The sequence below is a fragment of the Streptomyces sp. NPDC002130 genome, assembly GCF_040296465.1.
Taxonomy (GTDB): domain Bacteria; phylum Actinomycetota; class Actinomycetes; order Streptomycetales; family Streptomycetaceae; genus Streptomyces.
The window spans coordinates 15,521-28,136 of sequence record NZ_JBEOXI010000099.1 but is presented as its reverse complement, the minus strand read 5'-3'; the positions used below and the strand labels follow the sequence as shown (position 1 = coordinate 28,136).

The window sequence follows — 12,616 nt, the reverse complement described above, 5'->3', positions numbered from 1 at the left end:
GCAGCACGTCATCAAGGCCCCGTCCTCCGGCGTCCTGAGCCGCCTCGACGCCTACGACATCGGCGTCGCGGCCTGGCGCCTCGGCGCGGGCCGTGCCCGCAAGGAGGACCCCGTGCAGGCGGGCGCGGGCGTCGAACTGCACGCCAAGCCCGGCGACCGGGTGACCGAGGGCCAGCCCCTCCTGACCCTCCACACCGACACCCCCGAACGCTTCGAGTACGCCCTGACGTCGATCGAGGGCTCCTACGACATCGCGGCCGAGGGCACGGACGTCACGGCGTCGCCGGTGGTGCTGGAACGTATCGCCTGAGCTGGGGTTTCCCCTTACGGGTGAACGGGATCGGTGGACCGCAGCCGGTCCCGTTCGGCATGCTGGGATCGGTGACGCACCGATGGGAGACCCGCCATGAGCGCACTCACCGTGAGCCAGGACCCCGAGCAGAGCTGGGACGACCTCGTCCGGTTCTGGGAGGAGATGGATTGGCCCGAGGGCAGCAAGGTGGAGATCATCGAGGGGATCATCACCGTGTCACCTGCTCCGGCGTACCGCCACAACCTGATCGCGGAACGCATCCAGCGTCGCCTCTACTCCGTGATCCCCGAGGACTGGGGGATCTTCCAGACGCTGGCCATCGCCGTGCCCTCACGTTTGGGCATGCTTATCCCGGACCTCGTGGTGGCTCCGAGGCGGGAGGACACGGAGACGGACACCCACATCCCGGCCGCCCTCGCCGAACTCGTCGTCGAGGTCACCTCCAAGTCCAACGCTCGCCACGACCGGGTGAGCAAGCCGGCCGCCTACGCCGCTGCCGGTATTCCGCTCTACCTCCTCGTGGACCGCTGGGCTGCCGACGGCCCCACCGTGACGCTCTACGGCGAGCCCAAGGGCGATGTCTACCGCCCCCTGGGCACCGCGAAGTTCGGCGAGTCGATCAAGCTGCCGGCTCCCTTCGACCTTGTCATCGACACCGGCGAGTTCCCGGAGAACTGAGTCACCCCAGCACCGCCGCGACCACCACCAGCACCGGCACCGCCAGCACCGTCGACAGCAGGATCGCCTCCCTCGCCAGCACCTCGCCCACCCGGTAGCTGCTCGCGTAGGTGAAGAGGTTCTGGGCGGCCGGCAGGGCGGACGTCACCACCACGTCGAGCAGCAGGGCACCGTGCAGGCCGAACACGCCCGCCGCCAGGGCCCAGGCGACCAGGGGCTGGACCACGGACTTCAGGACTACGGCGAGGAGTACCGGGGCCCGTTCCGCGCCGCGCAGCGGAAGCGTGCTGCCGCGCAGGGAGATGCCGAAGGCCAGCAGGACCGCCGGGACCGACATGTTGCCGATCAGGGTGAGGGGGTCCAGCAGAGGGCCCGGCACCCTGAGGCCCGACGCCGAGACCGCCACCCCGGCGAGGGAACCCAGCGCTATGGGATTGCGCAGCGGCGTGAGCAGCCGCTGCCACAGCGGCCGCTTCTCCCCACCGCTCGCCAGGTCCAGGACCGTCAGTGCCACCGGCGTCACCCCGACCAGCTGGAACAGCAGCACCGGCGCGACCAGCGACGCGTCGCCCAGCACGTACACGGCGATCGGGATGCCCAGGTTCCCGGAGTTGACGTAGCTGGAGCACAGCGCGCCTATCGTCGTCCGGCCCACGCCCCAGCCCCGCGCCGCGCCCACCGCCACGAAGACGCCCGCCGCCGCTGCCGTGCTCATCGCCGTGACCAGCAGCCGGTCGGAGAAGATCACCGACAGGTCGGCCTGCGCGAGGGTCGTGAAGAGCAGCGCCGGGGACGCCACATGGAAGGCGAGCTTGGTGAGGACCTCGCGGCCGCCGTCGCCCAGATACCCCCGGCGGCCGATCAAATAGCCGGCGCCGATGACGACGGCGATGGCCGCGAACCCGCTCAGCACCCCCTGCACGGCGCCTCACCACCGGCGACGAGGGCGTCGGGCAGCGCGGCAGGGCCGGATCGTTGGGGCATACAGCCAACCCTCCGGGGAAGGCACCGCCCAGGTCAATGTGATCCTTACGGCGCCGAACAGGACGGACAGCCGCGATGAGTTACCGCCGCCCGCCCGGTCTACCGATCGTGGACGCCATGACACCGCCCGTGCTCGTACTGCCCGGCCCCGTCACCCGGGACGAGGTGAGGGGGCTCAGCAACGATGTGCGGGCACTGCTGCACGGCAGCGGTGCCCGGGTCGTGGTGTGCGACGTCGCGGGCCTGGGGCCGCCGGGGCTCGCCGCCGTCGACCTGCTGGCGAGGCTCCAGCTGGCCGCCCGCCGGGCCGGGGGACGGATCCGGCTGCGCGACCCCGACCCGGCCCTACGCGCCCTGCTCGACCTGGCCGGTCTCCGCTTCGAGGTGGAGGGGGAGATCGAAGAGCGGGAACCAGCGCTGGGTGTCGAGGAAGCAGTGGAACCCGGTGATCCGGCCGCCTGAGATCTCCAGCACCTGGACCGCCCACGGCATGAAGCCGCCGTTGTCCGGGTCCGGCTTGTACTGGGCGAACCCCGGAAGGCCGTTGACCTGCACGGGCACCAGCCGGGAGCCCGCGCAGGGAGCGCCGAGCGTGGTCATGAAGCCCGTGATGTCCCGCGTGCCGGTCAGCCACAGGTCGAACGGCGGCATCGTCATGACCGCGTCCTCGTGCAGGAGGGCCGTCAACGCCGTCATGTCGTAGCCCTCGAAGGCCGCCACATAGCGGTCCAGCAGCTTCTTCTGGTCCTCGTCCAGCGGGTCGGAGACGGCCGCGTCGGCGCCCGGCTCCTGCCGCTCGGCCAGGGTGGCGCGGGCCCGCTGGAGGGCGCTGTTCACCGACGCCACCGAGGTGTCCAGCAGCTCGGCGACCTCACTGGCCTTCCAGGCCAGGACTTCGCGCAGGATCAGCACGGCCCGCTGCTTGGCCGGGAGCTTTTGCAGGGCGGCCATGAAGGCGAGCCGCACGGATTCCTTGGCGACCGCCGCCTCCGCCGGGTCGCCGGTCGTGGGCAGCACGCGGGCGTCCGGCATGGGCTCCAGCCAGGTGTTGTCCGGCCGGGGGGAGAGGGCGGCCTGGGCGAGCGGGGTGGACTCGGTCAGGTCCATGGGACGGGCCCGCTTGTTGCCCGCGGTCAGCATGTCCAGGCACACGTTGGTCGCGATCCGGTAGAGCCAGGAGCGCAGGCTGGAGCGGCCTTCGAACTTGTCGTAGCTGCGCCAGGCGCGGACCATCGTGTCCTGCACCGCGTCCTCGGCCTCGAAGGACGAGCCGAGCATCCGGTAGCAGTACCCCGTCAGCTCCGTCCGGTGTGCCTCCAGTCTGATGTCCAGGTCCGTCGGTGCCGCCGTGCCGTTCGCCATCTCCACCCACCCCTGTGGACGTTCTGTTCACGCACCTTTGCGCCCCAGCACTTCGGAAGCTACCGCAGCCCACTGACAACGGCCCCCCGAGCGCACACATGCGCAGGTGGGAGAAGGTGATCCAGACCGGCTGCGCCGCGCCCGCCGACCTTCACAGCGGCTCCTTGACCGACATGAGCAGACGCCGGTGCGCCCCGGCCCCCGCGGCAGTGCCCGTCTCACCGTCGTCACCCGTGAAAAATCCCCCTGCTCGGTCCGGTGGTCAGCCGACGCGGACGGTATCCGCACCCACTGACAACCGGCCCCGGACAGGGGGACCGACGTCGAAGATCAGGCAGCCGCGGCCAGGTGGCGGCGCTGCAGTCGGGCCGCCCGGGTCCCGAAGACGGTGATCGTCACGACGCCCAGGACCGCCAGCAGTCCGACCCCGACCGTCCCGCCCCAGCCGCCCGCGTGGAAGGCGATCGCGCCGACCGTGCTGCCCGCGCTGGAGCCGATGTAGTACGCGGACTGGTACAGCGCCGAGGCCTGGGCGCGGCCGTGCGCGGCCGTCTTGCTGACCGCCGAGGAGGCGACCGCGTGGCCCGCGAAGAAGCCCCCCGTGATGAGGACCAGGCCGAGCAGGACCAGCGGGAGGGTGCCCGCCAGGGACAGCAGCAGGCCCGCCGCCGTCGTGCCGCCCGCCGCGTACAGCGCGCCCCGGCGGCCCAGCCGCCCGACCAGCCGGCCCGCGGCCGACGCCGACACCGTGCCGACCAGGTACACCAGGAAGATGGAGCCGATGATGCCCTGCGGCAGGGAGAACGGGGTCTCGGTCAGCCGGTAGCCGATGACCGTGTACACGCCGCCGAACACCGTCATGAACAGCGCGCCGATCGCGTACAGCCGGCACAGCAGCGGGTTGGACAGGTGGTCACGGACCGTCCGGGCCAGGACGCGCGGCCGCAGCGAGCCTGCCTTGAAGTGCTTCGGGGCGGGGAGCAGCAGCCGGAAGGCCACCGCGCACGCCACCGCGATCACACCGATGACCCCGACGGCGACCCGCCAGCCCCACTCCTGCGCGACCCAGCCGGTGATGACCCGGCCGCTCATCCCGCCCACGCTGTTGCCCGCGACGAACAGGCCGATCGCGGTGACCAGCGCCTTCGGGCTGACCTCCTCCGCGAGGTACGCGGTCGCCGACGCCGGCAGCCCGGCCAGGGCGGCGCCCTGCAGGGCCCGCAGCGCGATCAGCACACCGAGGGAGGGGGCGAAGGGCACCAGCAGCCCGAGCGTGACGGCCACGGCCAGCGACACGGTCATGACCGCCCGGCGTCCGAAGCGCTCCGACAGAGCGCTCATCGGCAGCACGAACAGCGCCAGCCCGCCCGTCGCGGCGGCCACCGTCCAGCTCGCGTCGCTCGCCGCCACCCCGAACTCGCCGGAGATCAGCGGGAGCAGCGCCTGGGTGGAGTACAGCAGCGCGAAGGTCGCCACACCCGCGAGGAAGAGGGCGAAGCTCATCCGGCGGTAGCCGGGGCCGCCCGGGGACACACGTGAGTCGGCGGTGGGAACAGAGGCATCGGCGCCCACGAGGGTGGACGCCCCGGTACTGGCGGGAGACATGCCTCGAACCTACGGACGCCCGCACTCATCCGTCCAATGCATGGAACGGTCATAATCGTTCCCATGGTGCATCAACCGAGCTCACAGGGTCGCCTGTCACCAAGCAGTGACACAGAAGACATGGCAGAGATGTCGAAGCTGCTGGCGCCGCGCCTCGCGTACTTCGCAGGGGTCGCCCGCACCGAGCACGTCACCCGCGCCGCCCAGGAGATGAACGTCCCCCAGTCGACCCTCTCGCGCTCCATGGCCCGCCTGGAGCAGGACCTGGGCGTCGACCTGTTCGCCCGGCACGGCCGCACGGTCTCCCTCACCCCGGCCGGCCGCACCTTCCTCACCTCCGTGGAGCGCGCCCTGGCCGAGGTCGAGCGCGCCGCCGAGGAGGTGCGCGCCGACGCCGACCCGACCACCGGCAAGGTCGCCTTCGGCTTCCTGCACACCATGGGCGCCGAGACCGTCCCGGGCCTCCTGCACGCCTTCCGCGCCGACCACCCGCGCGTCCGCTTCAGCCTCGTCCAGAACTACGGCGAGGCCATGCTGGAACGCCTGCGCGCCGGCGAGCTCGACCTGTGCCTGACGTCCCCGGTGCCGGACGCCCCCGACCTGGTGGCCCGCCGCCTGGACGAGCAGAAGCTGCGCCTGGTCGTCCCCGCGGACCACTCCCTCGCCGGGCGCCGCCGCATCCGCCTCGCCGAGGCGGCCGACGAAATGTTCGTCACGCTGGAACCCGGCTACGGCCTGCGCCGCATCACCGACGACCTGTGCAAGGAGGCCGGCTTCAAGCCCCGCATCGCCTTCGAGGGCGAGGAGGCGGAAACCCTGAGGGGCCTCGTCGCGGCAGGCCTCGGGGTCGCCCTCCTGCCCCCACCGGCCGTCCCCCGCCCGGGAGTGGTGGAACTGACGGTCACGGCCCCTCGTGCGGTACGCGAGATCGGCGTGGCCTGGCTGGAAGGCCACCCGGACACACCCCCGGTGGCGGCTTTCAAGCGGTTCCTCCTGTCCCGCAGGGGCCGGTTGCTCGCCGACTGAGATCGCCGTATGGGCAACGCCGACGGTCCTGACCGGATACGCTCACCTGCGCCTGGATCGCCCGGATTCCTGTGGGGGGTTGATGCTGAGTCAGGTGACGTCGGAGGCTGCCCACGCAGGCGGGCACCGGCCCTTGCACGACTCGTGGAGCCGCTCCTTTCCCGTCGTGCCGGCTGCCGCACCCGAGCAGCGCCGCGAGGCACTGAAAGCCGTACGGCTGTGGGCGGAGCACATCACCGGGCACGCGATCGAGCGCTGCGCCTGGGGCCGGAGAAGCGGGCACATGGGCTCCCGGGACATACGGGGCCTGAGTGTCCTTTTGGCCGTCGAGGGCACCGCGGCACCGTCGTCGGCCTCCACCTCGGCCGCCGGACGCTGACCGCCGCGGGACATCGGGGGGGACATGGAGTGGATCTTCACCTTGGTGACGCCGGACGGCGCGGAACGCGACGTCGTCCTGGAAGCCCACGAGCTGGCACACCTGGGGCACGCAGCCGACGAGATCGCCGCCTACTGTGGTCTGCCGCACACACCACAGCTCTTCGGTCGCGGTGGCAGACTGCCGTATGGCCTGCGGCTGGCGGAGGCGCCGCTGTACGACGGCGAGTCGCTGTGGCTGGACCACGCGCCGCCGGGGGAGGAAGCACGCGAACGGCACTACTCCCGCCTGCCCGAGAACCTCGTGACGGAGGGGCCGGGCGGCACGCTGCTGTACGCGCGTCCCTCCCGCCAAAAGTCTTCGATGTCGCCGGAAGACGTGAACTCGCTGCACCACGAGCAGGAGACCGTCGCCTGGGTCTTCGAAGGGGGAAAGCGGCGGTGGGCACTGCTCAGGCTGCTCGCCCGGATGTGGGGCAGCAGAAAAGCCCTGGCCGAGCTGATGCTGGCGTACGGACTTATCGAGTGCCCCGGTCCCGACGTGGTGCGGCAGGTCGCGTACGGGACGCACCCCATGCTGGGCTCGGCTCAGCTGTGGAGGCGACACCAGGACGCCGAGAACTTCCTCCGGCTGCGCGCAGCCGCCGCCCCGCAGCCGAACGGCAGGCCGCTGATGGTGTCCCTGCCCGGAGAAGCCCCCGTGCTCGGGATCGCCGGGCCGGGGAGCCTGCCCCGGGAGACCGCCGCATGGCTCGTCGCCCAGGCCGCCCTGCTGCACGGTCCCGCCGATGTCGGCTTTCGCGTACTGACGGACCCGGCGGGCGAGGACGCCTGGGCTTTCATGCGCTGGCTGCCGGCCGCGCGAGCGTACGGCTCCGCGGATCCCCGGCCGCGCGTCGACGCGACGGTGGAGGGAGTCGAGCGGCAGATCAGGGAGGTACTGGACACGATCTGGCAGCGGCAGAGCCGTCGGGAGGTGCTCCTGGGGGCCGGCCGTCCCGTCACCGTTCTCATCCTGGACGGAGCGCGTCGGCTCCGGTCCCTGCGCGGTGTTCCGCAGATCCTGGACGAGGGCCCCGGCGCAGGGGTCTACACGATCTGCCTGGAGTCGGAAGCACGCTACCTGCCGTCAGAGTGCCGGGCGGTGATCGAGGCGGAGCCGTCGCACGTCCGCTATCGACCGCCTGCCTCTGACGCACCGCCGGGTGAGGCGTCACAGGCCTCACCCGGTGGCTCGGCATCCGCCAGAGGCGCCCGTCCCGAGTCTGCGAAGTCGTGGGTCCCCGACCGGGTCACGCGGGAGTGGCTGGAGGAAACCGCCCGTGGCCTCGCCCCGCTGCGTGACGCGGCCGCCCAGGGGCAAGAGAACCTGCGATACCACCGTCTGTTCGATCTCCTGGGTCAGGACGGCCCCGACAGCCGGAGGACGGTGGCGCACTGGCGTGCATTCCCGCGCAGCACCCGGGCCGTGGTGGGCGCCGGGACCGACGGCCCGGAGGCACTGGACCTGCGCGCCCACGGCCCGCATGCGCTCATCACGGGCGCGACGGGCTCGGGCAAGACCGAACTGCTGCGTACTTGGCTCGCCTCCTTGGCCGCCGTCAACCGACCCGATGAGATGAACTTCCTCCTCATCGACTACAAGGGGACGCTGGGTCTCGGTGACCTGGGCCAACTGCCGCACACCGTCGCCCTCACCTCCGACCTGGACGGCGCGTTCGGACGGCGTGTGCTCGCCGCGCTGGGGGCCGAACTGCGTCGCAGGATGAAGCAACTGGGCGAGGCGCACGCGCGGGACTTCCAGGAGTACGCCGAACTGCGCGACCGTTCGCCGGGGATGGCTCCGATGCCGCGGCTGGTCGTCGTCGTGGAGGAGTTCTCCCCGCTGGCGCACGAACTGCCGGAAGTCCTCCAGGGCCTCATCGACACGGCCCGCCGGTCCCGCTCGCTCGGCGTCCACCTGATCCTGACCACCCAGAGCGTCGGCGGACAGTTCGCCACCGCAGTCCGGTCCCTGACCAACATTCACATCGCCCTGCGTACGTTCAGCGCCGCTGACAGCATCGCCGCCATCGGTGTACCCGACGCTGCGTTCATCTCCGGCTCGTCCCCCGGGCGGGCGTACGTCCGCCTCGGTGCCAGGCCGCTGTTCGCGATGCAGACCGCCCTTGTGGCGCATGGGATCCGAGGCCGGGGGAGCGGCCCGGACGTACGGGTCCGGGACGCGTTCGGGCCGGTCAGGGCCCGGCGCGGAACCGTGGCCCCGCACGACGACGCCGGCCAGGCCACGGACGTGGATCTGCTCGCGAGGGCCCTGCGGGACGCCGCGGAAGCTCTGCAGGTGCCCGCTCCGGTCTCACCTCTGCCGCCTCCGCTGAGCGATGTCGTACGCCTGACCGACATCGAGCCGCAGACCGTCGGCCGAGACCTGCCGCCGCTTGCCTTCGCACTGGCGGACGTGCCCGAGGAGCAGGCCCACCTCCCCGCGCTGCTGGACCTGGCGGGCGACCGGAACCTGCGGATCGTGGGCAAGCCGGGCAGCGGCCGATCGCAGGTCCTGCGCACCCTCGCGGCGGCGGTGGCCCGCCAGCACAGTGCCGCCGACGTGCACGTGTACGGCATCGACTGCGGCGACGGAGCCCTGCAGGCACTCACGGAACTGCCACACTGCGGTGCCGTGGTGACCGCTGGACGTCCCGACCTGGTGATGAGGCTTCTCGGCCGGCTCACCGCCACCGTGCGCAGACGTCACGAGCTGCTGCACCAGGGCGGCTTCGAAGACGTCGCGGCACAGCGGCAGGCCGTCGCCTCGCAGCGCAGGATGCCGTACCTGCTGGTGCTGGTCGACAGCTGGGAGGCGTTCGTCTCCTGCATGGAGGCAACCGAGCAGACCCAGGCGGTCGACGACATGCAGGCCCTGCTGCGCGACGGGCCACGCGCCGGGGTCTGCACCGTTCTGGCCGGAGCCCCACGGCCCCTCGGACACCGGAAGCTGGGCTCATACGCCGAGCGCGTGCTCGTGCTGCCCCTGAGGAACCGAGAGGACTACGAATACCTGGGCATCGAGCGGTACGGCCCGATCGACCAGGTCCCCGGACGCGCCCTGGACACCAGCACCGGGCGGTTCGTGCAGATCGCTGTACTGCCGGGGCCGCTCACCCGCAAGGGCCAGACCGACGGCCTGGCCGCCTGGGCAGCGGGCGCCGAGGCCCGCGGTGCGCACGTGCCGCCCAGCCGCCGCCCGTTCCGCGTCGAGGACTTCCCCCTGGTCGCGGACCAGTTCCACGTCGGCGATGCGCGCGGCCGGCCGATCGGCCGCGAGGAGGAGCTCACCTGGCTCCGGGACCGGTTCGCCGCCGGCACGTCGGTGGCGTTGCTCGGCCAACGGCGGGCCGGCAAGTCCTGGGTTCTGGAGGAACTCTCCCGCCGGCTGAGGGACGACGACGGCGCCAGGGCCGTGCGGCGCATCGTGCTGCCGCCCGGCGGCGGTGTCGACAGCCCCGACGCCCTGGCCGAGCTGCTGGACGACGGTGTGCGGGGCGGTGCAGGTGCGGCACGGCGGCTGATCGACCGGGTGGGAGACAGGTCGGGGCGCGACCGCCCCGCGTTTCTGCTCGACGAGATCGGGCGTCTGGTGGCCTACGACCCCGTCGTCGTGTCCTGGCTGCGGGATCTGGGACAGGCCGGCGCTTGGCTTGTTTACACTGGCACCGAAAAGGACTGGAACCAGGTGGTTCGCTGGGCCCTCACCGCACCGGGCTCCAGCTTCGGCAACGACGTCAACGCCCGAGTGCTCGGCCCGCTGGGCCGGCGCGACGCCCTGACCTTCCTCACCGGCACCGCCGCCAACCTCGGCGTAGACCTCGCCCCGGAACGCACGGGCACCGCCGTTGTCGGTCTCGTGGGCACCTGGCCGTTCTATCTCCAGGTGGCGGGCGACGCGGTGGTCCGGGCCGTCCAGGCGAACTCGCTGCGACCGCTCACGGACACTCAGGCGCTGAAGGAACTGGTGGACGAGCGTCTCATCGGCGACTGGAACCACCACTTCCTGGCCCGCTGGGCCGAGATCGGCGAGGCCGGCCGGGCAGCGTTGCTGGCGGAGCCGGGCTGCGTCCCGGCTGACGCGGCCCGTGCCCAGCGTCAGGACCTGCGCGAGGTCGGGCTGCTCCGGCACGCCGACGAATGGCTCTCGGACCGGCCGTTCTTCGACTGGATCGCACGCAACGCAAGCCCACTGCGGGATGGGGAGCCGCATCGATGAACCACTTCCGGCCCAGCCAGGCCTACAGCGCCGAACTCGACGTCAGGTTCACCGGAGGGGAAGTACCGGGGTGGGCCCGCCCTCTGGTGGAGGGGCGGGCGCCGAACAGCCTGGCCTGGTTCGTGGTGCTGCCTCGCCGGGCAGGCAAGACCTGGTTGGCCCAGGCCGTGGAGCACGCCCGGGCGGGGGACCCCACCCTGCGGGTCGACCTGCGGGCCCACGCGGCGACCGTGCGCAGACTCGGCCTGGGCTGTCTGATCGGGACGCGCGGAGCACCACGTGTCCACCCCAGCACCGTCGTCCTCGTCGACGAACCGGCCCTGGCCCAGGGCGGCCAGGGGCAGGAGGCCGCGCGGGTGCTCGTCGATGGGCTGGCCCGGCTCCGCGAGGCCGAAGCCGTTCCGGTGGTGCTCGCGACCCCCGCCGAACACGCCCTGCTCGGCCCCCTGCTGGGTGTGGACTTCCCCAAGGACGTACTGCGGCCGCCCCTGCTCGACGAAGCCGAGTGCGCCCGGATGGCGGCCCGTGCCCCCGACTGGGCACCGCAGGTCGTGGCACGGCTCCAGGCCGCCGACCCCGCTTGGCTGCAGACGCCCTTCCTCCTCGAACTCACTCTGCAGATGTGTGAGAGCGACCCGGCTCTGCGCGCCGATCCGGCCACCCTGACACGGGCCGCCTACGAGGAGGCCATCACCCGTCACGCGTACATCGACCAGTGGTTCCACAACGGACTCGCCACGCGGCACCGGGCAGCACTGCGTGAGCAGCGCTGGCGTGAGGCCGGACTGCCGCAGCGCGCAGGTGGGGGCGCGGACGTGGACCGGCTCCGGGCCGACCCCGTCCTTGTCCGGCACCTTCCCGAGGTGCTGCGCGTCCACCATGTGTCGGACCTGCACCACGGCGGCGACCTGCGCGCCAACGTCGACGCCAAGGACACCACCGAGGCCGGCCGACGGCTCGCCGAACTCGCCGGCGCCGGTTCGCCACTGGCCAGCTACCTCGACCACGTACGGGGTCTGGGTGCGCGCGCCCCGCACCTCGTGATCGCCACGGGGGACCTCGTGAACCGGCCCACGGACGCCTTCGGCCGGCAGGCCCTGGACTGGCTGCGGGAACTCGGCACCTGCCTGGCGGACCACCCCGACCTGCGTGCGGACGACCCCCGCGTGCTGCTGGTCGGCGGCAACCACGACGTCTCCTGGGAGCGGTGCCTCGACCCGGACCCCGCCGCCCGGCACGAGTGGTTCGCTCGGGTCTTCCGGGAGTACCCGCACCCCGACCTCGATCGTCCCGACAAGGATCGCAGGCTGTACGTTGCGTATCCCGAGGCTGGGCTCAGGGTCGCCCTGCTGGGCAGCGCCGAGTCCGGCGGTGAGCCTGCCCGCGACCAGGACCGCAGGCTCCTGCACGAGATCCGGGAGGAGTTCGCCCACGCCGTCGACGAGGACGAGGACGAAGACGAGATCTGCTCGCTCATCCAGGACTTCGAGCGGGTCGACCCAGGTGTCGTCGCTCGCGGCGTGCTCGACCGGCTGACCGCCGAGGCCGGGTACACCACGTTCGCCGCCCTGCACCATCCGCTGTCCCCGGTCCCGTCGGTCGAAGTCTCCCCGTACTCCGGAGTGGTCAACGCGGGGCAGGTCAAGTGGGCTCTGGCCGCCGCGGAGACCTCACTCGTCCTGCACGGACACACTCACCTCGCCTTCCTGGCCGCCGAACGGTTCCTCAATGGTGGACGGGGCTGGACCACCCGGATCGCGGGCGCCCCGGCACTCGGCAGCCTGCACACCGACGAGCAGAACGGCTACAACGAGCTTCTCCTGGCCCGCGAAGGCAACGGCCATACGATCGTCCTGCGCACAGTCCGCTTCACGGGTGGCCAGTGGCTCCCGCAGTCACCTGCCGCCTTCCACCCGGGAGCCCCGGACGAACTCCCCCTGGAGCGCCTGACAGACGACCGGTCCTAAGAGGTCCTTGCACTGTGCCAGCCCGGAGCGCGGGGGCTCTGG

The 12,616-nt window shown here is 72.0% G+C and carries 9 protein-coding genes and 1 pseudogene; 7 read left to right on the top strand and 3 right to left on the bottom strand.

The features are described from left to right. Together ABT116_RS20140 and ABT116_RS20135 are read left to right on the top strand one after the other, a co-directional pair. Positions 1-310 (top strand): annotated as a pseudogene (locus ABT116_RS20140) (thymidine phosphorylase); the annotation flags it as partial. A 96-nt stretch (positions 311-406) separates the two neighbouring features. After that, positions 407-991, top strand: coding sequence for a Uma2 family endonuclease (locus ABT116_RS20135; RefSeq protein ID WP_351635466.1), 585 nt, complete (start codon positions 407-409; stop codon positions 989-991). Between the two features lies 1 nt (position 992). Here ABT116_RS20135 and ABT116_RS20130 read toward each other — a convergent pair whose 3' ends face one another. Further along, a complete protein-coding gene (locus tag ABT116_RS20130; RefSeq protein WP_351635463.1) occupies positions 993-1,913 on the bottom strand; it encodes an AEC family transporter in 921 nt (306 codons plus the stop codon). A gap of 137 nt (positions 1,914-2,050) precedes the next feature. Between ABT116_RS20130 and ABT116_RS20125 the strand changes: the two genes are divergently transcribed. Continuing rightward, a complete protein-coding gene (locus tag ABT116_RS20125) occupies positions 2,051-2,437 on the top strand; it encodes an STAS domain-containing protein (RefSeq protein ID WP_351635460.1) in 387 nt (128 codons plus the stop codon). Here the strand turns inward: ABT116_RS20125 and ABT116_RS20120 are convergent. Together ABT116_RS20120 and ABT116_RS20115 are read right to left on the bottom strand one after the other, a co-directional pair. Continuing rightward, on the bottom strand, positions 2,321-3,337 hold the full coding sequence (locus tag ABT116_RS20120; protein ID WP_351635457.1) for a sigma-70 family RNA polymerase sigma factor: 1,017 nt from the start codon (positions 3,335-3,337) through the stop codon (positions 2,321-2,323). The genes ABT116_RS20125 and ABT116_RS20120 overlap by 117 nt on opposite strands. A gap of 330 nt (positions 3,338-3,667) precedes the next feature. Then, on the bottom strand, positions 3,668-4,942 hold the full coding sequence (locus ABT116_RS20115) for an MFS transporter (protein WP_351635454.1): 1,275 nt from the start codon (positions 4,940-4,942) through the stop codon (positions 3,668-3,670). 63 nt (positions 4,943-5,005) lie between these two features. Here ABT116_RS20115 and ABT116_RS20110 point away from each other — a divergent pair, with 63 nt between their 5' ends. The 4 genes from ABT116_RS20110 to ABT116_RS20095 all read left to right on the top strand — a co-directional run bounded on the left by ABT116_RS20110 (position 5,006) and on the right by ABT116_RS20095 (position 12,574). Continuing rightward, positions 5,006-5,968 (top strand): LysR family transcriptional regulator, encoded by a 963-nt coding sequence (locus tag ABT116_RS20110; protein WP_351635451.1) that lies wholly within the window; start codon positions 5,006-5,008, stop codon positions 5,966-5,968. 94 nt (positions 5,969-6,062) lie between these two features. Next, on the top strand, positions 6,063-6,347 hold the full coding sequence (locus tag ABT116_RS20105) for a hypothetical protein (protein ID WP_351635448.1): 285 nt from the start codon (positions 6,063-6,065) through the stop codon (positions 6,345-6,347). Between the two features lie 24 nt (positions 6,348-6,371). Next, positions 6,372-10,607, top strand: coding sequence for an FtsK/SpoIIIE domain-containing protein (locus ABT116_RS20100; RefSeq protein WP_351635445.1), 4,236 nt, complete (start codon positions 6,372-6,374; stop codon positions 10,605-10,607). Further along, positions 10,604-12,574, top strand: a complete 1,971-nt coding sequence (locus ABT116_RS20095; RefSeq protein ID WP_351635442.1) for a metallophosphoesterase — start codon at positions 10,604-10,606, stop codon at positions 12,572-12,574. The genes ABT116_RS20100 and ABT116_RS20095 overlap by 4 nt, the downstream gene beginning before the upstream one ends. Positions 12,575-12,616 lie beyond the last annotated feature (42 nt).

Excerpts from the sequence above, each read along its gene's own strand:
- ABT116_RS20135 (WP_351635466.1), top strand. The coding sequence starts at position 407 with ATGAGCGCACTCACCGTGAGCCAGGACCCCGAGCAGAGCTGGGACGAC.
- ABT116_RS20125 (WP_351635460.1), top strand. The coding sequence starts at position 2,051 with ATGAGTTACCGCCGCCCGCCCGGTCTACCGATCGTGGACGCCATGACA.
- ABT116_RS20120 (WP_351635457.1), bottom strand. The coding sequence starts at position 3,337 with ATGGCGAACGGCACGGCGGCACCGACGGACCTGGACATCAGACTGGAG.
- ABT116_RS20115 (WP_351635454.1), bottom strand. The coding sequence starts at position 4,942 with ATGTCTCCCGCCAGTACCGGGGCGTCCACCCTCGTGGGCGCCGATGCC.
- ABT116_RS20110 (WP_351635451.1), top strand. The coding sequence starts at position 5,006 with ATGGTGCATCAACCGAGCTCACAGGGTCGCCTGTCACCAAGCAGTGAC.
- ABT116_RS20100 (WP_351635445.1), top strand. The coding sequence starts at position 6,372 with ATGGAGTGGATCTTCACCTTGGTGACGCCGGACGGCGCGGAACGCGAC.
- ABT116_RS20095 (WP_351635442.1), top strand. The coding sequence starts at position 10,604 with ATGAACCACTTCCGGCCCAGCCAGGCCTACAGCGCCGAACTCGACGTC.